General features: G+C 73.1%; 14 protein-coding genes. 10 read left to right on the forward strand and 4 right to left on the reverse strand.

The genetic code is table 11. The annotated features are described in order from the left end of the window. The first annotated feature begins 134 nt into the window (after positions 1–134). Positions 135–1,157, forward strand: a complete 1,023-nt coding sequence (locus ACZOOI_RS38995) for an ABC transporter substrate-binding protein (protein WP_465281546.1) — start codon at positions 135–137, stop codon at positions 1,155–1,157. A 135-nt stretch (positions 1,158–1,292) separates the two neighbouring features. On the opposite strand, the gene ACZOOI_RS39000 is transcribed toward ACZOOI_RS38995, so the two are convergent. The 3 genes from ACZOOI_RS39000 to ACZOOI_RS39010 all read right to left on the reverse strand — a co-directional run bounded on the left by ACZOOI_RS39000 (position 1,293) and on the right by ACZOOI_RS39010 (position 9,012). Then, entirely contained in the window at positions 1,293–5,921 is a 4,629-nt protein-coding gene (locus ACZOOI_RS39000; protein ID WP_465281547.1) for a hypothetical protein, read from the reverse strand. A gap of 645 nt (positions 5,922–6,566) precedes the next feature. Beyond that, positions 6,567–7,088: a cupin domain-containing protein gene (locus ACZOOI_RS39005; RefSeq protein WP_465281548.1), complete on the reverse strand. Its 522-nt coding sequence runs from the start codon at positions 7,086–7,088 to the stop codon at positions 6,567–6,569. Between the two features lie 628 nt (positions 7,089–7,716). Continuing rightward, a complete protein-coding gene (locus ACZOOI_RS39010; RefSeq protein ID WP_465281549.1) occupies positions 7,717–9,012 on the reverse strand; it encodes a WS/DGAT domain-containing protein in 1,296 nt (431 codons plus the stop codon). A gap of 160 nt (positions 9,013–9,172) precedes the next feature. On the opposite strand from ACZOOI_RS39010, the gene ACZOOI_RS39015 reads away from it, so the two are divergent. The 5 genes from ACZOOI_RS39015 (at position 9,173) to ACZOOI_RS39035 (ending at position 15,753) form a co-directional block, all read left to right on the forward strand. After that, positions 9,173–9,685, forward strand: a complete 513-nt coding sequence (locus tag ACZOOI_RS39015; protein ID WP_396010623.1) for a SigE family RNA polymerase sigma factor — start codon at positions 9,173–9,175, stop codon at positions 9,683–9,685. A gap of 345 nt (positions 9,686–10,030) precedes the next feature. Beyond that, entirely contained in the window at positions 10,031–11,002 is a 972-nt protein-coding gene (locus ACZOOI_RS39020; RefSeq protein ID WP_465281550.1) for a hypothetical protein, read from the forward strand. A gap of 56 nt (positions 11,003–11,058) precedes the next feature. Next, positions 11,059–11,916 (forward strand): DUF3152 domain-containing protein, encoded by an 858-nt coding sequence (locus tag ACZOOI_RS39025; RefSeq protein ID WP_465281551.1) that lies wholly within the window; start codon positions 11,059–11,061, stop codon positions 11,914–11,916. 111 nt (positions 11,917–12,027) lie between these two features. Continuing rightward, complete coding sequence (locus tag ACZOOI_RS39030; protein WP_465281552.1) at positions 12,028–13,185, forward strand: alpha/beta hydrolase; 1,158 nt, start codon at positions 12,028–12,030, stop codon at positions 13,183–13,185. Positions 13,186–14,370: 1,185 nt separating this feature from the next. Continuing rightward, positions 14,371–15,753 (forward strand): VWA domain-containing protein, encoded by a 1,383-nt coding sequence (locus ACZOOI_RS39035; RefSeq protein ID WP_465281553.1) that lies wholly within the window; start codon positions 14,371–14,373, stop codon positions 15,751–15,753. An 890-nt stretch (positions 15,754–16,643) separates the two neighbouring features. On the opposite strand, the gene ACZOOI_RS39040 is transcribed toward ACZOOI_RS39035, so the two are convergent. Beyond that, entirely contained in the window at positions 16,644–17,177 is a 534-nt protein-coding gene (locus tag ACZOOI_RS39040; protein WP_465284138.1) for a helix-turn-helix domain-containing protein, read from the reverse strand. Positions 17,178–17,304: 127 nt separating this feature from the next. Here ACZOOI_RS39040 and ACZOOI_RS39045 point away from each other — a divergent pair, with 127 nt between their 5' ends. The 4 genes from ACZOOI_RS39045 to ACZOOI_RS39060 all read left to right on the forward strand — a co-directional run bounded on the left by ACZOOI_RS39045 (position 17,305) and on the right by ACZOOI_RS39060 (position 22,579). Continuing rightward, positions 17,305–18,030 carry an AzlC family ABC transporter permease gene (locus ACZOOI_RS39045; protein WP_465281554.1) on the forward strand — a complete coding sequence of 242 codons (726 nt, stop codon included), beginning with the start codon at positions 17,305–17,307 and terminating at the stop codon, positions 18,028–18,030. A gap of 734 nt (positions 18,031–18,764) precedes the next feature. Continuing rightward, positions 18,765–19,073: an AzlD domain-containing protein gene (locus tag ACZOOI_RS39050; RefSeq protein ID WP_465281555.1), complete on the forward strand. Its 309-nt coding sequence runs from the start codon at positions 18,765–18,767 to the stop codon at positions 19,071–19,073. A 681-nt stretch (positions 19,074–19,754) separates the two neighbouring features. After that, the gene (locus tag ACZOOI_RS39055; RefSeq protein WP_465281556.1) at positions 19,755–20,417 is read left to right on the forward strand and encodes an NAD(P)H-binding protein; all 663 of its coding nucleotides are present in this window, start codon (positions 19,755–19,757) and stop codon (positions 20,415–20,417) included. 1,304 nt (positions 20,418–21,721) lie between these two features. Beyond that, positions 21,722–22,579, forward strand: coding sequence for a DUF6777 domain-containing protein (locus ACZOOI_RS39060; protein ID WP_465281557.1), 858 nt, complete (start codon positions 21,722–21,724; stop codon positions 22,577–22,579). The last annotated feature ends 17 nt before the right edge of the window (positions 22,580–22,596 follow it).

The following is a 22,596-nucleotide window of genomic DNA, read 5'->3' on the forward strand; positions in this document are numbered from 1 at the left end:
TGGCAAGGATCCCCTAGGGTAAGGAAAGGTAAGGCTTGCCTCAGCGGATCGCCCTGCCTCAGCAGTGCGGGCCGAGCACCGCCTCGTCGCGGCGCCCGGCTCGTGTCCTCCCACGCGCCAAGGAACCAGGACCCATGCCGATACCTCGCCGCCGGATCGCCGCCGTCGCCGTGACCCTGTCCGCCGCCCTGCTCACCGGGGCCTGCGGCTCGGACTCGTCCGACGGGAACAAGGGCGGCGGCAAGCCCGCCGTCGCAGCCGGCGGCAAGGAGTTCGGCAGCGCCGGCCAGGTGAGCACCGGCCTGGGCACCGACGCCGCGCCCGGTCAGTACCCGCGCACCATCCGTACCGCGATGGGCGACGTGACGCTCAAGGCGCAGCCCAAGCGGGTCGTCGTGCTGGACACCGGCGAACTGGACAACGTCGCGGCGCTGGGCGTGCAGCCGGTCGGCGTCGCCTTCACCGACGGGTCCCAGGAACTCCCGGCGTACCTGGACGGCAAGGCGGGCAAGCCGGCCAAGGTCGGCACGATCAACAGCCTCAACCTCGAGGCGATCGAGAACCTCAAGCCGGACCTGATCCTGGGCAGCAAGCTGCGCGCGGAACAGCAGTACGCGGTGCTGAGCAAGATCGCGCCGACCGTGTTCTCGGTGCGCCCCGGCTACACCTGGAAGGAGAACTTCCTGCTCAACGCCGCGGCCCTGGACAAGACCGCCGAGGCCAAGCAGCAGCTGGACGCCTACCAGGTCCGGGCCAAGGCGCTGGGCGACAAGCTGGGCGCGAACAAGCCCACCATCTCCATGGTCCGCTTCATGCCGGGCAAGATCCGCCTGTACGCGAACAAGTCGCTGATCGGCACCGTGCTCCAGGACGTGGGCCTGCCGCGCCCGGCCAACCAGAACATCGACGACCTGGCCGTGGAGTTGTCCGAGGAGCGGATCACCGAGGCCGACGCGGACAGGATCTTCGTCGGCACCTACGGCCCGGCGGACAAGACCGCGCAGGCCCGGGTGACCGACAACCCGCTGTGGAAGAAGCTCGGCGCGGTGGAGAAGGGCAAGGCCGTCACGGTCCCCGACGAGACCTGGTACCTGGGCCTGGGCGTGGTCGCGGCCAACTCGATCCTGGGCGACCTGGAGAAGAACCTGATCGGCTGAGCCGAACCGGGCGGGTCGAGCAGCCGACGCGGCGCCGGAATCAGCCGGGTCGGCGACCCGATCCGGCGACGCGTTTCGGCGGCTCGACCCGCCCGACCCGACCCGGTCCGCTGCCCGACCCGGTGCCCGGCGCGGTCAGGCCCCCGCCGCGGCGGCGCTCGGCGTGACCTGCGCGACCCGCGCGGGGGCGCCGGGCTCGGCCGGCCCCAGCGGCTCCCGGGCCGCGTAGGCGAGCAGCGCGGCAACCCCTGCGGCCGGGCCCTCGGCGCGGCGCCAGTGCTCGTCGCGCTCGGTCAGCGCGGCGAACAGGCGCTGCCAGCACCGGTCCTCGGCGCCGAGCAGATCCACGGTCCGTGCGGCCGCCTCGGTGTACGCGGCGGTCACCGCCGCCCGCACCGGCTCGGACAAATCGACCCGCGCCCGGGCGTCGGCCAGGTAGCGCAGCACACGGTCGGCATGACCCACCTCGTGCACCAGGTCGTGGCCGGTGAGCAGGCCCGCCTCGATCAACCGCTCGATCTCGACGTGCCATTCGGCGGTGCCGCCGTCCGGCAGCACCCACGCGGCGACGGTCCGGGCCGCCCGCGGGCTGCGCCGGGCCGCCGCGAACGCCTCGGCGGGACGCAGGTCGGTGGGCATCGCCACGATGATCTCGTCGGGCGCGTCCGGTCGACCCACCAGCGCCTGCCGTACGCCGACGGGCCACGGCGCACGGGCGTGCTCGTCCGCCAACAGCGCCCAGTCGCGCCGGTAGGGACGGTCCAGGATGCGTTCGGCATCCGCGAGCCGGTGGCAGGCACGCAGCCTGGCCACCAGCCGGGTCGGCGACAGTTCGCGGTCGATCCGCGAGGTCAGCGTCGCGACGCCGGCCCCGATCGGGTCGCCGCCGTCGGCGCCGGCCAGTGCCTTCGCGGCGACCCCGGCGGCCCCGCTGCCGAGCAGTCCGCGGTCGATCAGCACGCGCAGCCGGTGCGGGCCGCCGAAGCGCAACGCATTGCGGGCCGCGATCAGTTGGTCGAGCAGCGACAACTTCCCGGCCAGGCCGGCCAGGGCGGCCTCGACCACGTCCGGGCAGGCCGCCTCCACGGTCACCCGCAACGCGTCGGCCCGGTACTTCGAGAACACCCCGGGATCGAGCAGGCGCCGGCGCAGCACGGGCGACAACGGCCGGGTGTCCCCGGTCGCGCGAGCCAGGATCCGGCGCCGCTCGGCCACGTCCGCACGCCGCTTGACGTCGCCGTACAGCCGGTCCTCCAGAACCGGATCACCGCGATCGAGCAAGCCTTCCCGAATCCGTCGGGTGTGCGGCGAGCACGGGTCGCCCTCGGCCAGGACCAGTGCGGGGCCCGGGTCGGCCGACTCCAGCACGTACTCGACGAGATCGTCGCCGACGTGCCGGGTGCGCTCGGCGTCGCGGGCCAGGGTGTCCGCCGCGCCCGGGCCCAGCAGCGGGAGCACGGCGCGGAGCACGTGCACGTCGGCGTACCCGAGCAGGGTCGAACCGGCACCGGACAGCGGCGCGGGTGCGGGTTCCGGCCAGGGGCCGGGCCCGGCGGTCACCCGGTCGAGCAGTGCGGGCAGCGGCAGTTCGCCCGCGTCCGTGTCCATCGCGGCCACCGCGCTGAGCCACAGGCGGCGATCGTGGCCGAGTCGACCGGCGAGCAGTGCGCGTACCGCCCGGGTGAGCGGTTCCCGGGCCAGTTGGGAGAACTCGCCGGGGCGGGCCGCGCCGAGCGCGCGGGCCGGCGTCGTGGCGATCATCTCGGCCGGCCCGATCAGGCCCGCGCGATAGCGCACGGAGGCGGAGGCGGTGTCCCGGAAGCCGGCCGGATCCCGCCGGGCCAGTCGCTCGCGCGCCGGCTCGCCCGGGTCGGCCGCACACGCCGCGACCAGCCAGTCCGGGTGGCACAGGCCGGGCAGGTCCGCTTCGGGGGTTTCCGCGAACGCCGCGAGCACCGCCGGGTCGGTGGGTATCGGCGCGTCCGGCACGCTCTCCCGCAACAACTGTGCCGCCGCGAGCGCGCAGCCCCGATCCGGGGTGTTGCGCCGACCGCGCCTGGTCGGCAAGGTCGGCCCGGCCGGCGCGCGGGTGTGTCCGGGCGGTGCGTGTCGGGCGAGGGCACGGGCGTACTCGGCGATCTCCGAGTCGGCCAGGGCCCGTTGCGCGGCCCCGGGCGGTGGGCCGGCCGCCTGTGCGGCGACGGTGATCAGCTCGGCGACGGTGCCGGCGAACGAGTCGAGCAGGCCGAGCCCGATCACCGTGGCCTCGACGTGCCCGGCCAGGTGGGTCCGGACCAGTTCCGCCAGCCGTGCGTGGATCGGCGCGGCCACCGTCTCCGGGGTCAGCTTGGGCAGCGCGCGCAGCACCTCGCCGGCCGGTCGGGCGGTGTCCACCAACCTGACCGGATCCAGCAGGTCGTGATCGACGCAGTCGTTCACCCACCCGGCTTCGGCGCGGGCGAATGCGACGGCGCGCAGCCGGTCGACCGGTTCGCGGTTGAGATCCTCGGGGCCGGCGCCGCATGTTCGGTTGACCAGGGCGAGCCTGAGCAGTCGGCCGAGTTCGCCGTCGGCGTGCTCGTGGCGCAGGAGTTCGTCGATCGCTTCGGGCGGGTACGGCGTTTCGCGATGCCGGGCGACCAGGCGCGGCAGGTCGTGGACGTACGGCTCGTGGACGAGGCCGGCCATCAGCCGACGGGTGGCGTTACGTCCCCTGGTGCCGGCGAAGACGCGCGGCAGCGCCTCGGGATCCTCGTACGGGATGCGCAACGTGCCCAACGGGCCCGGCCCGTCGGGGCCTTCGAGCGCATCCGGGACGGCGTCGGTGGGATGCGAGCGGCCCGGACCGCCGAGCAGCTGCACGAGGCGTCGGACCGCGTCGGGGCCGCCGCGCTGCCACACCCGCAGGAACGCGAAGCAGCGGGCGTCCGCGGACGGGAACGTATGGAGCGCGGCGTGCACGAGTTCCGGGTCGCCGCTGACCACCAGTGGCGTGAGCCGGCGCTGGTCCCGGCAGTCGAGCAGTTCGGCGCGCAACCGCGGGTCCAGCGGCACGGGTTCGGTCCGGCCCGGGGTGCGCGGCACGCCGGAGGCGATGGTGCGACGCAGGGTCATCGGGGTGTGCTGGTTGCGGTACACGGCCGCGTCCACGCCGGGTTCGTCCAGCGCGACCAGTCGGCCCAGCTCGCGCGGATCCAGGCCGGCGTTGTGGGCGACGGCCGCACAGACCCGCGGGTCGCGGGTGGCCAGCGCGACGTCGAGCGCGTGCGCCGGCAGCGGTCCTCTGCCCAGCAGGTCGCGCAGCAACTCGTCGGGCAACCGCGGCAACAGGGCGCGCAGGTCCTCGGGTTCGGCGGCGTAGATAAGAAAGCGATAGGGCCGGGAAAGGGCCGGCGGGACGGCCGCGCCGGCGTCCGGAACGGACCCGTCGGCGATCCGGGCCGACAGCTCGGCCAGAGTGCCCCGGTGGCGCGAGAGGGTGACCCGCAGGGTGGCCCAACGGCTTGCCGAGCCGCCCAGGTGACGGTGGATCAGGTCGGCGAGCGGCCGGCGGGCCGGGAGTTCGGCCAGCGTCGCGACCGCGACCCGGGCGGGCGCGATCGTCTCCAGGACGAGGGTGGTGTGTCGCTCGTCGGTGAGCCCGGCCGCAGCGGCCGCCGCGGCGATTCGGGCCGATTCGGGGTGGCCGGGGTGGTGCGCGGCGGCGACGAGGAGGGCGGCCGAGGGGCGGGCGGCCCGGGCCACGGTCTCCGGGTGCGTGCGGTAGAGCTCCACGAGCAGGGCATCGGGGCAGTCCTCGTGCTCGGCCAGTGCGGCGGCGGCCGCCTCGGGCAGCGGCTCGGCCCGCTGGGCGGTGACCAGTTCGGCCCAGTCCGGGTCGCGACGCCAGGACGGTTCCGGCTCGCCGGCGCGGAGACCGGCGATCAGTCCGGCGGTGCCCTCGGCGGCGAACACCGCGGCCCGCAGGTCGGCGACCCGTCCCGAGGCGAGGGCGTGGGTGGCGAGAGCGGCGACGTGCGGCGCGATCGGCGGGCGGGCGCCGGAGCGGTCGGGTGCGATCGGCGATCCGGGCAGGAGGTTGCCCGGATCCGTTTGTGCATCCGCCTGCGTTGGTGCTTCCGTTTCGGCTTCGGCTTCGGCTTGGGCTTCGGCCTCCGCTTCCGCTTGGGCTTGGGCTTGCGTTTCAGCGCCTGCTTCCGCGAGTAGCCCGGCCAATCGTGGGGGGTCTGCGAACAGGCCCAGAACGCCGCGGAGTTGTTCGGCCGTGGTCAGCCGCGAGCCGCTGGTGCGCAGCGCGTGCTCGACCAGTGCCGGCACGTCCGACACCACGGCGGCACCGACGAAGTGCGGGTGGTCCGGCGGGTCTTCGGCGCAGGCGCGGATCTCTTCCAACAATGCGGTGAGCGCGCCCGGATCCGGATGTCGGCCCGGGGCGAGCACTTCGCGGCGCATCCACGGCAGCGCCGTGGCATGCCGGTACACCAGCCGATCCACCACCGGGTCGGGCCGATCCAACAGTGCGGCCAGATCCGCGGCGGTGGCCCGCGGGTTGCGCGCCACCGCACGCCGCACCAGCACGTCGGGATCCCGAACGGCCATGGTACGAGCGGCGATCGGCAACAACGCGTCGGCCAGGTAGCCGGGGTCGGTCTCGCCCAGCCGATGGCGTAACCGGCCCGCGTCCCCGGGTTCGCCGCTCGCCACCGCGAGCCCGAGCAGCACCTCGGCGGCCGGGTCGTACCGGCGCGCGGCTCCATGCGTCACTGTGCGATTTCCCCTCGTCGGGCCCGACCCGCCCACCGCCGTTCCGCCGGTGCGGCCGGGCTCACGACGACCACCCCACCACAACTCACCGACGGTTGGGCTCCAGGGGCCATCGTCAGGGGGCCGGATAGGGGGTCGGACAGGAGCCGGCTCAGCGCTCGACGGGGGCATTGAACCGGGTGAGGCGGTCGCTTCACGGGCCGCGAGCGGAGGTGCTTCCGGTGGGTCGGGGGCCGGGGGCCGGGGGCCGGGGGCCGGGGGCAGGGAGCCGGGGGCCGCGCGGTCCGAGTGGTCCGGGCGGTCCGCGTGGTCCGGGCATGCGAAGGGGTGGGGTTTCGCCGCCCCCGTGGCGGCGAAACCCCACCCCTTCGAACAACCCACCCGCCCCGGCGCCCCGTTCCGCCACCCCGTGTCGGCGGTCCCGCCCCACCCGCGCCCGCTGCCTGCACACACATCCTGTCGGCGGGCGACGACGCCGACCATCCGCTCGACTACTCGGCCGTGAACCTGAGTACCGAACGTCTGTCCTGAGTACCGACGGCGGGCGGTCGGACACGGGCTGTGCCGGCAGGACACGGGAGAGGGCCGCCGCGCCTGCCCGGGAGGGAGTCGATGCGGCGGCCGGCTACGGATCGGAGCGGGACCTCACGCGCCGGCGAGGGCTTGACGCCACACCGGGCTGTCCACGTAGTGGTTGTCGAACCGCTCGGACGTCTCGCGCAGTTCGGCGAAGTCGGCCTCACCGCGGTGCACACGCTCCAGGAGCCGGTAGTAGTCGAAGCGGTCCATGCCGGGGGTGAACATGACCAGCATCTTGGCCTCGGTGTCCGGCGCCGGCGCGAAGGCGTGCGGCATGTGCGGCGGCACCAGCAGGAAGTCACCGGTTTCGAGGGTGACGATCTCCTCGCCGAGCAGGATGCGCATCGTGCCCTCGGTGACGTGGAACATCTCGCTCGCCCGAGTGTGGAAGTGGGCGGGCGCGCCGGGGGAGCCCTTCTGGAAGGTGGCCAGGTTCGCCGTCATTCCGGGGGTGTCGGCGAGCAACGTGATCAGGCTGGTGGGGCCGTCCTGGACGATCTCCGCCTCCCGGGTGCGGACCAGGATCGGGGCGGCGGTGGTGGCGGTGATGGTGGTGGCGTCGGCGGTGTTCGAGGCGTGCGTGGACACGGTGGCTCCCTGGTGCGTGGCGAGGTGGGTCGACCGGGCCGACCGGGTGGATCGGTGGGGCCGATGGTGTGCGCCGCTGGTTTGTCGGCGTCCGGGCCCGCTGTTCGTTGGCACCAATCTACGGCGGCTTTCGACCCATGGAGGGGTGCATTTCCGTGGCGAAATGATGGGTCAATTCAGTCCGCACCGGGAGGCCGCGCCGTCGTGCCGGACGGGAGGGGTTTCGCCGCCCCGTGACGGCGAAACCCCTCCCTCGCGCGCACCGCGACCGCAACTCGGCCCGACGGCGCTCCCCGCGGTCGGATCCCGGCGGTCCGGTGGCGGATCCGGGTCTCGTGGCCGCTCACATGCCGGGGATTCCGACGCCACTCACCGCGCGTGCTCCTTCGCAGGGGTTCGATGTCCGGCTGGGCGCGCTTCGTCGAGGTCGCGGCGGAGCGGCCGGCGACCGGATCGATCGACGGCGTGCCCGTTCCGGGGTACAGAAGAAACGTACGACCGGGGTGGGGGCGACACGGATGGCCCGACATGCCAGACAGGGGACCGATCACGACACGCGTCCGCGGGACGGCCGTCCTCGGTCGGCACGGGCCCGGCGCGGGCCCGGCGCGGAGCGGCAAGGCCCGGTTCAGGGCGTCGCGGCCGCTGCCAGTTTTTCGAATTCGGCGCCGAGGGCCCGGGCGAGCCGGTCGGCCAGTGCTCGGTGGGCGCCGTCCGTGGTGACACCGACCGTGAACGTGTCGCCGTGGCTCGTGAAGCCGAAGACCACGTTCTGCGACCCCATCAGCGGCGGCGCCGCGATCAGTTCGACGGCCGGCCGGCCGAACAGGCGCAACGGCGCATCCGGGCCGGGGATGTTGGTGCAACTGGTGTTCGCATAGCGCGCGGACATGGTGATCAGGCCGGCGAGCCGGGTCACGGGCAGTGGCAATCGGGCGGCGACCTCGATGGCGGTTCGGGCGATGGCGGCCTGGCCGAGCGCCTTCGCGCGCGCCGTCTCGGCGTGGACTCGGGCCAATCGGGCACCGGGATCCGATTCGGTGAGTGGTAGCGGGATCCGGAAGAAGGACACGACGTTGCCGATGCGGGAAGCCTCGTCCGTAGTCCGCATGTTCACCGGGACCAGCGCGGCGACGCGGCGCGGTAGCGCCCGGTCGGCCAGGACGGTGCGCAGCGCCCCGGCAACCGCCGCCAGGTATACGTCGTTCACGGTCGGGCGCGGCGCGCCCGGAGCCGCGTGCCGGGCGGCTCGTACCGTCTGCGCGGACACCGTCACCCAGGCCGGGTGTCGACCGTCGCCGGGTCGGCCGTTGAACGGCAGCCGGGCGTTCCCCCGGAGCACCCCGGCGGCCGTGGCCAGGACTCCGCGTACCGAGGCCGGGCCCGGCGGCACCCGGTGCACCGTCGCGCCGGGCCACGCGGCTCCCGGTTCGGCGCCGTCGCCCAGCAGCCGCTCCAGCAGCCGGATCACCGAGACCCCGTCGGCCACCGCGTGGTGTACCCGGAACAGCACGGCGAACCCGTCGGCTTCGGGGCGGGACAGCAGGTACAGCCGCCACGTCGCCACGGTCGACCGCAGCGGCTCGCCGAGCAACGCGCCGACTCGCTCGCGCAGCGCATCCGGGCCGGGGTCGAGCGGCGCGGCGACCACGTGCTGTTCCGGGTCCAGGCGCTCGGCCACGAACCAGTGCGGCCGCCCCCGCCCGCGTCCGGTCGGCGTCGGGCCCGCCCGCAACCGCATCCGGGGCACCGGCCCCCACCGCGACCGGACCAGCTCGCGCAGGTCGGCCAACTCGGGCGCGCCGCCCCGAAAGCGCACCAGCACGAAGAACCAGGGGTCGCCGGGGCTGCCGAACCACTCGTGCGCGGCGAACGGCAGGTCGCCGGGGGCCGGATGGTTCGGATTCGCCGGGGTGCCTGGCACGTTTCGAACCTCCGGGATGGGTTCGTGGCGAGCCGCGCCCGTCCGGCCGGCGGCGCGGCGCACGACCGGCCGTTGTCCGCTGTGATGCAGACCACATGCATCCTATCGGTCCTCGGATGCGTATGGATCAAGGACGGAAGCGGCAGGAGGGGAGGACGGGATGGGCCCACAGGGCCGCGAGGGGTTCACCGAGTTCGCCCGGACCTCGGCGCACCGCCTCTGTCAGACGGCGTATCTGCTGTGCGGGGACTGGCATCTCGCCGAGGACCTCACCCAGATCGCGCTGGAGAAGCTCTACGTGGCCTGGCGCCGAATAGAACACACCGACCAACCGCACGCATATGCCAAGCGGGTGCTCTTGAACGCATACCTGGACCGCAGACGTCGCCGGAGCTCCACCGAGCTTCCCGGCATCGACGCATCGGCCCTGGAGGGCAGACCCGATGCGTCGGCCGACGCGGATCTGCCGGACGTGCGGATGACGTTGATCGACGCACTCATGCGGCTGCCACCGCGCGATCGGGCGGTGGTGGTCCTGCGCTACTGGGAGGACCACAGCGTGGAGGCGGTCGCCGAGATGCTCGGCATGTCCGCCTCCGCGGTCAAGAGCGCCGGGCCGCGCGCACTGGCCCGACTGCGCGGCACGCTGGAGGTCAACCCGCTGGTCGGCTGAACGGGCCGACGGCGTGGCCGGGGACGGCCGTTGCGTACCGCTGTTGGGCGTGGCGCTCGGATACGGGTCCTGGGTACGGGCCTTGGGTTCGGGTCCTGGGTTCGGACCCGGGTTCGGACTTCGGATTGGGGCCTCGGGTGCGCCCGTTCGTCGCGTACGACCGTCGAAGGCGCGCACAGGAGGCGCGCACAGGAGAGTTGCACGCGGTGCCGAAGGGTGCGGTGCTCCCGACGCGCACCGGCAACAGGCAGGAGGCAGCAGACGACAGGCGACAGGCAGTGGCGACATGCATCGACGGCGCCCGGTGGGGCCGCGATCGATGATCGAACGAGAGAGGGGGTGACCATGGCACGCGACAAGGCAATTCCCGGCTCCGGCCCCGATTTCGGAGCCGGTCCCGATTCGGCTCGGGCTTCGGGTCCCGGATCGGGTCCCGATTCGCGTCCCGATTTCGGCTCCGGCTCCCGTCTCGACTCCGGTTTCGGTGTCGACGGCGGGAGCGAGAGCGAACTCGATCTGGAACGTGCCTTTCGGCGCCGGCTCGACGACGAACTGGCCCACCAGGGCAGCCGTCCGATGGCCGAGGTGGTGGCCCGCGCGGCCTCCCGAGGGCGCCGGCGCGTACTGGTCCGTACCGGTGGCATCGTGGCCGCCGTTGCCGCGGTGGTGGCGGTGATCGGAGGGGCGGCCACGATCGCCGTGCAGGACGGCGAGTCGGCTCCCGAGCGGGCGGCGATACCGCCCCCGACGGTGGACCGGCCGACCGTGCCGAGCGCGGACGGTCGGCTCGAAGCCGCCCGCGTGGCGATCGCCCGGGACCTCGGCGAGGTGCTCACCGGCCTGCTCCCGGAGGGGAGTTGGTCGCCGGTGCGGACCGGATACGCCCCGGACACCGGCATCTCGGCCGAGGTGACCCGGCAGGACGGCGACGGACCGGGCGGGGTGGTGTCCGTGTCGTTGCGGCCCGGGGCGCTGACGGACTGCCTGGCCACCGTGGCGACTCCGGCGGAGCGCAGGGACGCGTTCGGACTCACGCACAGCATCAAGTGCTTGGGGCTGGACCGGAACGGGATCGCGGTCGCGGCGGAGACTGTGCTCGCCGGGGACGGCCCCTTCCGGGCCCAGGGGGTGCACCTGACGGTCGGCTCGACCGTGCTCCGCCTGATTTGGTCCAACGGACCGTTGGACGGGAAGATCCCCCGGAGCGGCAAGGGAAGGCCCGCGTTGACCGACGACGTGGGAACGGAGATCGCCCGGAATACCCGTTGGGAACGGGTCGCCCGGCGACTCCTGGAATCCGGCGTGGGGACGGGGTGAGCGGGCGCGACTCGGGCCGTCGGGCCAAACCGCGTGCCGCCGACACCCGAAACGGCGTGCACACGCGTGCCGCCGGTCGGCCGCGCGTCGTGCGTCGGGCGATGCTCGCGGTGGGCGCGGTGGCCGTCGCGTTATGCGTGTTGGCGGTGGTGCCGGGGATCTCCGGCGGCGGCGGTGCATCGACGCTCGACATCGGTGCCACGCCCGACACCGGCGCCACGCCGGTGCCGAGTGCTCGACCGGCCGAGTCGATACCGACGCCGGAACAGCCGTCGGGGCGGTGGGACCTGCCGGTTCGGGGATCCGCGTCGCAGGACCCGGACACGCAGGCGGGGCCGCGTTTTCCGTTGGAGCCCACTCTCAGGCTCGGTGGGCGGTTCGTCACCGTGCCGGGCAGCGACAGCGGGCCCGCGGTGGGCAGGCGCGTCACCTATCGCGTGGAGATCGAGGAGGGCCTCGCGCTGGACGGCCCCCTGTTCGCCGCGATGGTGCAGAACACCCTCAACGATCCGCGCAGTTGGGCCCGGGACGGCAGGGCCTTCGATCGCACCGACGGCGCGACCGCGTCCTTCGTGGTGCGGCTGTCCAGCCCCGGTACCCTGCATCGGATCTGCTCGCCCATCGTGGGCGACACCAGCAGGTCCAACGTGTCCTGCAACGCCACCGGAACACCGTGGGTGATGATCAACGGCTGGCGCTGGGCCCAGGGTTCGACCGCGTACGGGGACGACATCCGCGGCTACCGGCAGATGCTGATCAATCACGAGGTCGGCCATCGGCTGGGCAACCAGCACAGCAGCCGATGCGGCCCGGGCGGCCTGGCGCCGGTGATGATGCAGCAGACCAAGAGCCGAGAGGCGGCCAACGGCAAGGTGTGCGGCGCCAATCCGTGGCCCTACCCCTCCGCCGGTTGACCGGTCGGCGCGCCGGACGTCGGTTTTCTCCAAGACGTCCGGTGCGTCGGCCCGAAACGGTGGCCCCGGAAGCCACCGCTCCGGGCGTGGCGGGAACGGAGAGTGGAACCGATGCGGAACGTGAGACGCACCATCCTGACCGGCGCGGCGGCCGCGGTGTTGCTGGTCACCGGCCTGACCGCGCAACCGGCGGCGGCGGTCGTACCCGATCCGCCGACCCTGCCGGCCCCCGCCTCGCACGGCATCACGGCCCTGCACTGGGCCAAGTCGAGCCCGACCGAGACCGCGCCGTTCTACGACCTCACGCTCACCACGGACGCCATCTACCGCAACCTGGGCCCGGGCGCGCCGACGGTGCCCGCGCATCCGCAGATCAAGGTGCGGATTCTGCTGCCGGTCGGGTATCAGACCGACCCGGCTCACCCCTACCGGTCGCTGTACCTGCTGCACGGCGGCAACGACACCTTCGCGTCGTGGTCGGACAAGGGCGACGTCGCGGCGATCACCGCGAATCCCGCGTTCGGCGGCATCGTGGTGATGCCGGAGGGTGGTGACGCGGGCTGGTACAGCGACTGGGTGACCGGTACCGCCGGCAACATCGCGCCGCAGTGGGAAACCTTCCACATGACGCAACTGGTGCCCTACATCGACGCCAACTTCAACACGATCGCCAACCGGTCGGGCCGCTCCATCGCGGGTCTGTCGATGGGCGGTTACGGCGCGCTGCGCTACGCCGGGCGCTACCCGGATCTGTTCTCGGCCGCGGCGGGCTTCTCGCCCGGCACCAACATCGAGATGCCATGGGCGCAGGCGCTCGTGCACGGATCGGTGGTCCAGGTGCCACTGGCGCCGACCGCGCCGGGCGCGTTCATCGGCGCATACGACGCCAACACCCCGAATCTGGCGCGGTATCGGTACCCGCTCGGCTGGTTGTGGGGTCCGCACCAGGTGTTCGGCACCACCGACACGTGGGATGCGCAGAACCCGGTGAAGATCGCCGCGGCGGGCGGATACGCCTCGTACGGCGGCAAGTTCGCCTTCTACGCCGGCAACACCCCAGGTGGCTCCGACGCGCAAATCCAGAGCGACGCCGTCGACTTCCACGCCAAACTGAACACGGCCGGCACCGCACACCGCTTCTGCACCGGTCCGGGCACGCACGACTGGGCCTACTGGCAAAAGGACCTGGCCGACTTCCTGAAGGTGATCGCCGGCACCGCCTCGGACACCCAATGCACCACCAACCCGGGCTGGTCCAAGCTCTCGTAGCACCAAAACGACTCCGTGGACCACACCAACCGTCTCCCCCCACCCACCGTCGGCAACCCCGAGCGCCCGGGGACCGCCGACGGCCCGTGGTGGAAGCCGCCCCTGGCGGCGCTCGCCGCGATTCCGCGGGGACGGTCGGCCGACCGGTGCGGGTGGGACGGGCTTCGCCGGGCTTGAGGGGCGGTTGCCCACTTCGGTATGTGGCGTGTCCATCTTCCGTTCGCCGACGGTGGTGAACGGGCGGGAGGGGGGTGGAGTACGGCTGCCGGTAGGGCGTTCCCCTTGGAGGGGACCCTTCCGCTATTCGGTTGTGCCCACCCGGCCCCACCCCCCATGACCGCGGACCTCGAAGGTACTCTGACCGGCCTCAATTGGCGGGGAGAGCCTATCCGCCGCCACTGACAGGGGCATTGCCGCACGAGGCGGGACCGGCATGATGTCGCAATACGGGTCGGATGTCGGTTGTGACGGTAGGTGAACGAGTACAGGTCAGGCGCGTGTTGGGGCAGTGCCGCCGCCGCTGAGGAGGAGGAGTCCGCGTTCGCTGCGTTCGCCGCGTTCGCTGCTTTCGGCGGGTAACGCGTCGGCGGTGGCGGCGGGTTGCTTCCGGTCACGGCGGTGGGGGCGGACGGGGGCTCGCCGCACTGCCGGATGCGTATGACCGTGGGGCAGGTCGCGTCGGCGGGCTGCCGACGTGCGACATGCTCGACACCCCGGCGGGGTTCACTCGTTCGGAGGACCCATGGCCGGCGTGTGGACGGGCAGGCTTCGAGCGCGGCGGTCGGGGAGTGTTGGAGGAGGGCTTCCCGGCCGCCCAACCGGCGGCGGGACGGGGCGTGGTGGGCGTCCCCCGGTTCCGGGAACCGGGGGACGCCGCTTGTTCACACGCGCTCGTCGGCCCGACGTGGCCGCGTGCACCCACGTGTCTGCCCCGCCCACCGGTTTCACACCACGCCGAACGGGTGATCATGCCCGGACACACGCCGGTCCGCGCCGGTTGGGCCGACGCGGCACACAGTCACCTGGTGAACACACCACCGACCACGCCTACCAACGACCTCGCCTGCGGCCGATCCGCCCGCGCCGCACGGCGCACGCCGCACGCGCCGGGCCAGATCGACGTGTTCGTGTCGGCGAGTCGACCCGGGTCGCAGCGGAGCATCGCACACTCGGCAAACTTGTGGTGTGAAACCTCCAACTTTGAGCCAAGGTGCCAACTTGCCCATCGATTCCTCGGCCGTCCGTGCCGAGCTTTCGTGGTCCTCAGGTCCCGGGGTGCCCGACATCGACGCGTCGGCGCTGCTCCTCACGGACGTCGGACGCGTGCGTGGAGACGGTGACTTCGTCTTCTACAACCGGCCGTGCCACCCGTCCGAAGCGGTGACGCATCTGGGGAAGGAGACGACCGCCGACGGCGTGACGGACACGCTCGCGGTGCATCTGGGCGTCGTGGAAGACGCGATACAGCGGGTCCTGCTGTGCGCGTCGTCCGAGGGGGGCACGTTCGGCCAGGTGCTGAACCTGAGCCTCAGGTTGCTGGACACCGGGACGTCGGCCGAGATCGCCCGCTTCGACATGGAGGGCGGGAGCGAGACCGCTTTCGTCAGCGGCGAGTTGTACCGGCACCAGGGGCGGTGGAAGTTCCGCGCGGTCGGACAGGGGTACGCGTCCGGGCTCGCCGGGCTGGCCACGGACTACGGCATCACGGTGCACGACGAGCCGATGGCCGAGCCTGCCGCGTCCCCGACGGTTCCGGATCGCGCGGTCGCTTCCCAACCCCTGTCCGGGTCGCCGACCGTGCCGACCGTGCCCGTCGCCGCGCCGGTCGGGCACGGCGTGGAGGCGTTGCCCGTGGACATGCGCGATCGCCTTTCGCTCCGCAAGGAGCAGGTGGCGGTGAGTCTCCAAAAGCACGGGGCGCCGGGCATCGCCGCCCGCGTGATCCTGGTCATGGACGCGTCCGGCTCCATGGACTGGCTCTACTCCCGCGGTGTCGTCGCCGACGTGGTGGAGCGCATGACGGCCGTGGCTGCCAAGTTGGAGGACGACGGTGTGATGCAGGCCTGGACGTTCGCCTCGGACCCGGCGCGCCTTCCGGACCTGCGTGTGGGTGAACTCCCCGAATGGCTGCGGCTGCACGTGCGCCCGGGAGGGGACGAGCCCGAGCAGGGGCTGCAACCGGGTCAGGTGGACATGGTGGCGGTCGGTTACGGCAACGAAGAGCACAAGGTGATCGCCGAGGTTCGCTCGTACGTCCGGGCGCATCCGTCCGCCGCTCCCACCCTGGTGCTGTTCTTCTCGGACGGCGGCATCTATTGCAACGACCAGATCAAGCGTGAACTCAAGGACGCGTCCAAGGAACCGATGTTCTGGCAGTTCGTCGGCCTGGGCAACGCGGATTACGGCGTTCTGCGGAGACTCGACACCATGCGCGGTCGCCGCGTCGACAACGTCGGCTTCTTCGCCGTGGACGACATCAGCGAAGTCCCCGATCAGGAGCTTTACGACCGGCTGCTCTCCGAGTTCCCGACCTGGATCACCGCCGCCCGTCGCAAGAACGTCCTTTGATGATGCGGCCCCGCCCGCTTGGTGCGTGCGGGCCCGCCCGGTGCCGTGCCTGTCGGCACGTGCCCCTTGCCGGACCCGCTCGCAGGTCCTCGGCGCGGTTCCCGGTTGGCCGTTCGCCCCCCGGGCTCGCCCGTGGCACAGGGCATTTCGCCCGCAACACAGTGCATGCGGAATCGTGTTCCGTGCCCGACCGGAAACGCTCCACGCGGACGTGGCCGAATCGGCTCCGATGCTCATCGCCCGCCGGGGCTTCCGGTCGGGCTCGTGGGCGTCGTGAGCGTTCGCAGTCCGTACTCGTTCTTTCCGCGGGGGCAGAGCGCCAGGCGGACGTCGTTGCCGTTGCGGTCCCTCCCGACCATCGACGCGACGGGGGACTCGGAGTCTCCTCCTTGGTTCGTGCGAGCGACGCTATGCCCCGCAGCCGGTTTCCCTCATGAAGTCGAGTGTTTTGTAGATACGTTCGCGCCCGGGATGGTCAACTGGGAGTTCCCGTCGTGGCCGACCTTCGCGCGGGCAGCGGGCAGCGGACAGCGGGCATCCTCCGGTGGGAAGCGCCGGCGACGTGCCGGTAGGAAGCGACGGCGGTCTGCTCGCGGTCGCCGTCGGGCGGCGCCGTCCGATCTGCAGTTGCTTCGGTTGCTTCGGCTGCTTGTGGGCTTCGGCCGCGTTGGTCGCTTCAGTCGCTGATCCGGGCTCGCCAAGGCTCAGACCTGGCTCTTGCGCATACCGGCGCGGCGGGTCAGCGACCGAAACGCTTCGGTCGCTGACCGGGTTTGTCCGCCGTTGGGCTTTCGGACTTGTCCGCTGATCGGGCCTCGGGGCCGGCCCCGATCGGGCGTCGGGGCTCGTCCGCCGTTCAGGGATGCGGGCGCGTTCCCTGATCGGGGACTTCAGATGTGTTCGCTGATCAGGATCGCGGAGGTGTCCGGGGCCAGCGCCTCGAAGATGTGCGGGGCATCGCCCGGGTAGGTGATGTAGTCGCCGGGTGCGAGTTCGACGGGGGCCTCGATCGGGCCGACCAGGGCGCGGCCGGTGGCGAGCACCACGTGCTCGGTGGTGCCGGGCGGGTGCGGGTCGGAGGTGCGTGGTTCGCCGGGTTGGGCGACGACGCGGTACAGGTCGCGGCGGGCGTTGGGCGGGCAGGTGGCGAGCAGCGTGGCGGCGTAGTCGGCCTGCTCCGAGTGGGTGACGGGTCCGTCGCCGGCGCGGATCACGCGGACGTTGGAGTGCGGCGGGTCCACGAGCCTGCTCAACGGCACGTCGAGCGCGACGGCCAGCGCCCACAGCGTCTCCACGCTGGGATTGCCGAGGCCCGCTTCGAGCTGGGACAGCGTGGACTTGGCGATCCGGGCGCGCTTGGCCAGTTCGGTCAGCGACAACCTCGCGCGCTCGCGTTCGCGCCGCACCGACACCGCGATCAGCATGATCGGGCCCGCGTCGGGCGCCGGGGAGGGGTCGGGTGCGGGCGGGATGTGGCCGGCCAAGTGTTCGCTCCAGACGTCGTTTCGTTCGGCTTGACGAACGGCTATTGCTTCGTTCACTGTACCGGACATGCGTTCGTCATACCGAACACTCGATCGCGGCACCCTCCGCGACATCCTCCTGGTCTGCGTCGCCGACGCGGTGGTCGGCGCCTCCTTCGGCGCGATCGCCGTCAGCGGCGGCCTCGATCCCTGGGTACCGATCGTCATGTCCGTGTTCGTCTTCGCCGGTGGCGCCCAGTTCGCCGCCGTCGGCGTGGTCCTTGCCGGCGGCAGTCCGGTGGCCGCCGTCCTGGCGGCGCTGGTCCTCAACGCCCGACTGCTGCCGTTCGGCTTCGCCGTCGCGGACGTGCTCGACGATCGGCGACACCGGTGGACCCGACTGGCGGGCGTACATCTGATCACCGACGAGACGGTGGCGTTCGCGCTACGCCACACCGACCCGGCGCGCCGCCGCGCGGTCTTCCGGCTGTGCGGAGTCGCCCTGTTCGTCACCTGGAACCTGGCCGTCGCGGGCGGCGCGGCGGCCGGCACCGGCCTCGGCGACCCCACCGCACTGGGCCTGGACGCGGCCTTCCCCGCCGTACTCCTGGCCCTCGTCCTGCCCGCGCTCCGCGACCGCGCCACCCGCAACGCGGCACTCCTCGGCGCCGCTGTCGCCCTCGCCGCAACCCCGTTCCTGCCGGCCGGCGCACCGGTACTACTCGCCCTGCTCGGCCTGACCCCCTACCTGCGCCCAACCCGCACCGTCAACGCTCGCCCGATGCCGCCCACTCCACCCCGGGAGCCGTCCTGATGCGACTGCGACTGCGACTGCGACTGCGACTGCGACTGCGGGTGCCCTTGCCTGCCGACGCACCGGCACTGCTTGCACTGCCGGGGCCGTCCGCCACAATCTGCGCCTACCCCACGCCCTCGGCCCTCGCCGGCCTCGCTCGGCCCGCCTCGGGAGCCGCCTCGACGCGACCGCGGGGCGCAGACCACGCCCGGCGCGCCGACACCGCTCGCGCTGCTCGCCAACCCCCATCCTGCGCCCACTCGGTCGGCGCCGTCGGTGCTCACCCGGTCCGGCCTTGCCCGCCTCGGGAGCCGCTGCCATGCGATCGCGCGGGCGGCCCGCATTCCGGTCCGCGGGCGCGCCGGTACCGTTCGCGCTGCTCGGCGCCGTCGGTGCTCGCCCGATCCGCCCTGGCCCGCCTCGGGAGCCGCTTCCATGCGATTGCGGGGGCGGCCCGCATTCCGGTCCGCCGGCGCGCCAGTCGCGCTCGCGCTGCCGGGCCCGTCCCCAATCTGCGCCCACCCGCACCGCCCACCTGCCCCCCGCTCGTCCGGCCCCGCCCGTCCGGGCTCGGGGGTCGTTCCGACGCTGCGATCGCCGGGCGCCGGGCGTACGTGGTTCCGGCAGCGTGGCGGTCGTCGAGCCGCATTGGCCGATCGTCCGCATGCCACCGCTCGGCGCGGCCGTTGCGCTCGCCGCCCCATCGTCCGCCGACCGTCTCGGCGCACCGTTCCGACCCGGGAGCCCTCCTGATGCCACTGCTCGCCATCGCCTTCCTCGCCGCCGGGACCTACGCCTTCCGCCTGGTCGGCCCCCTCTCCCGAGACCGGATACACCTGCCCGAGCGGGCACACCGACTGCTCGGGATCGCCGCCGCCGTCCTCCTGATCGCCCTGGTCGGCGTCGGCACCCTCACCGAGGGGCACGACTTCGCCGGCTGGTCCAGGCCGGCGGGCGTGTTCGTCGCCGGGATCCTGGCGATCCGCCGCGCACCCTTCCCGGCGGTGGTGGTCGCAGCGATCGGCACAACCGCGCTCCTACGCCTGGCCGGAGCGTCCTGAACCGAGGGCGACGAGCCGGCCGTTGGCGGCGCCGGCGGAAACGCGCCCTCGCGATCGTCGTCAAACTCGGCGGCCCCGTCCGCGCGTTCGGCGCGTGCACTCTTGCCAGCCCTGAGTTGGTGGGTGGCGCGGGGCCGGCGAGCCCGCTCCCGGTCGGTCGCCGCGCCGGTGGGAACGTGGCTTCGCGGCTCATGTCGGGCTCTGCGGAGCCGGACCGAACTCGGCCGGCCACCGCACCGGTGGGAACGCGGTCTCGCGACCCCCATCGGACTCGGCGGCCCCGGTCGTGTGCGCGGCCGCGAACTCTCTTGCGTCTCCGAGTCGTCGGGTTGAGCCGGGAGTGGCGGGGCCGCCGGCCGATGGTAGAGCCGGCGTGACGACGGTCTCGTGACCATTGGACTCGGCGCACCCGGGCGCGCGTTCGGCCGCTGCACGCTCGGCGTCCGCAGGTTCGTCAGGTTGCGCCCGGGGCGGCGAGCCCGGCCGGGTGGCGGCACCGGCGGCCGCAGGCTTCGCGACACCCGGTGGGGCCTGCGGAGTCGGTGGTGTGCTCCGCCACGCGCACTCTTGTCGGGCCCCAAGTCATCGGTGCGGTGGCCGGCCCTCGGGTGCGGGTCGGCTGTGGCGGTGGGGCGGTTTCCTGCCGGGGGCGGGTTCGCGGGGCGCGTTAGCATCGAGCTCATGCGCATTGTCATCGCGGGTGGGCACGGGCAGATCGGGCTCCGGCTGGGGAAGTTGCTGGCCGGACGCGGCGACGAGGCGGTGGGACTGATCCGCCGCGCCGCACAGGCCGACGATCTGGGCGCGGTGGGAGTCGAACCGGTCGTGTGCGACCTCGAAGCGGCCCCCGCAGAGGAATTGGCCGAGTACCTGGTGGGCGCCGATGCCGTGGTGTTCGCGGCCGGCGCGGGTCCGGGCAGTGGCATCGTCCGCAAGGACACCGTGGATCGAGCCGCCGCCACACTGTGCGCGGACGCGGCCGAGTCGGCCGGCGTGCGGCGCTTCCTGGTGGTCTCGGCGATGGGCGTCGACCATGAACCGCCCGCCGGTACCGAAGAGGTGTTCGCGGCCTATCTCCGGGCCAAGGGCGCGGCGGACGCGGATGTACGGGCCCGGGCCGAACTGGACTGGACGATCCTGCGCCCCGGCCGACTCACCGACGACCCCGGCACGGGTCTGGTCACCCTCGCCGAACACAGCGACCGAGGCGCCGTTTCCCGCGACGACGTCGCCGCGGTCCTGGTGGCACTCCTGGACGAACCCGCCACGGCCGGCCGCAGCCTGGACCTGATCGACGGCACTACCCCCATCCCGCAGGCCATCACCACCCTCACCCGGCCCTGACCACCCACCCAGCCGCCCAACCAGACCTCTCCGACGTGCTCCGGGCGCGCCCTCCCGGGGTGGGCGCCCTGCCCCGACCGCGACCGTGTCCGGGTGAGCGCCCTTGCGTCGGCTCGTGCGAGGCCCGTTTTCGCGCCCCGTCCACCAGGCCGACTCCGGCCCGGCAGAGCTGCTCCCCGCGCGGCCCGCCCGACCCACTTCCGACCCGGCCCCGCCGCCCGGCTGGAACCGGTACCCGCCGGACCCCGCCACCCGTAGGACCCTGCCACCCGTAGGACTCCCGCCAGACCCGCTACCTCTACGGCCCCGGCTCGCTCACCGCCTGCCCCCCGTCACCCGTACGTCCTCGGCCCGTCCGTCCGTCCGGTCCGCCCGCCGCCCGCGCGGGTCGCTACCGGTACGGCCGTTGCGTGCCGGTCCGCTGCCGGGGCGATGCGCTGCCGCGCTCGACTCGGTACCCTCCGGACCCGCCACCCGGTATGCCCGGGCCCGTCCGGCTCGCTTGCCGCCGCTCGGACGGCCTCCGGCACGGCCCCGACTCGCTACTTGCCTGACCCCGCCGCCCGTACGCCCCCCCCGGCCGGTTCGGAAACCCGCCCCCCGCTCGGACCGCTACCGGTACGGCCGTTGCCTACCCGGTCCGCTGCCGGCGCGATGCCGCTGCCTCGCTCGATCCGGTACCCCCCGGACGCCGCCACCCGTAGGGCTCCCGTCGGACCGCTACCGGCAGGGCCGTTGCCCTCCCCGGTCCGCCACCGGCACGGTCCCGGCTCGCCCCCGCGTGACGCCGTCATCCGTACGCACCCGGCCCGTCGGGCCCGCCCGCACCCGCTCGGAGCGCTGGCAGGCCACCGACAAGCGGATCCTGCCCCGCCGGCCCGCCCGCACCCGCTCGGAGCACTACCGGCACGGTCGCCGCCCTACCCGACCGCAGCCCTCCCGGCCCGCTCCCTCCGCAGGCGCCGCCCGCCCGGCCCCCACCCCGACCCGACCTCGCATGCCCGCAAACCGCGGGTGTTCTGCTTCGGGGCGGGGCGGGGTGGGGGCGCCGTCCGGGAGGAGGGGGATGGGAAACGTGATGGTTTGGCTGACTGTGGGCGGGTTTTGGCTCATCATGGAGCGAGGGAGGCGGGATCGGGGAGAGGTTCCGCTCTGTTGGCTCGGGGGGTCCGATGGAGGTTTGGCCGACGCCTGCGCGGAGGAGGGCCGTTCGGCGGCGGCGTCCGTGGTGCGCGGCGCTCATCGCGGTGTGTACCGCGTGTGCGCTGCTGCTCGGTGCCGCGTCCGGTTGTGAGGATTCGAAGGTGCCGAAGGTGCTCGGGATCGTGGCGGGCGACCTGGGCGCGGACCCGTTCTTCTCGGTCAACTTCGGACTGGATGCCCTCGGTTTGCGTCCCAAGGTGTCCGCCACCAACCTGTCCGGCGATACCCCCGGGCTCTTCGGCGGCTCCAACAAGGCGCGGATCTGCGACAAGGAGCGGCTGATCGAATTCCTCGGCCTGGCCGCCAACGTGGTGCCCGCCACCCGGTGGATGAAGGTACTCAAGATCGTCGGCACACCGGCCATCCGCACGTTCGTGGCACGGCTGACGCCGGTCGTACTACGGACCGACACCCTCGTGCGCAACCACACGCTCAAGAACGGCACGCTGGTGGCCTTCGATGCGATTCTCCAGGCCGGTACCGCCGTGCTGATCGACGAACGCGGCCAACCGGTGGTCAAGTGCAACTGCGGAAACCCGCTGGCCGAGCCGGAGAAGGACGCCGGGCACGTACGCCTCGACACCGGCGACGCCGACTGGAAGCGGACGGGATCCAAGCCCACGGCGGTCAAGAAGGCCAAACAGCCGGTGAAGACGTTCGTGATCACCGACCCGATCCGCCCCGACCTCGCCGTCGCCCGGCCACCGGGGAGTACGGGGGACCGGGACGCGCCCACCGCGACCCCGCCGCCGCTGCCCGAGCGAGGCAAGAAGGCGACACCCAGCGGGTCCACCGGCACCGCCGCGGTCACCGGCCCGTCCGGAAGCGCTTCGTCGACCTCGACCTCGAAGTCCACCTCGACCCCGACCGGCACCCGGCGGCCGACCACGCCGGGAGGCGGCAAGTCCGCAAAACCCGGCAGCCCGGCCCCCGCATCGATCGCCCCTGTGCTCCGCTGACCGAACCGACGAAGCGG

Source organism: Embleya sp. L77 (assembly GCF_055557415.1).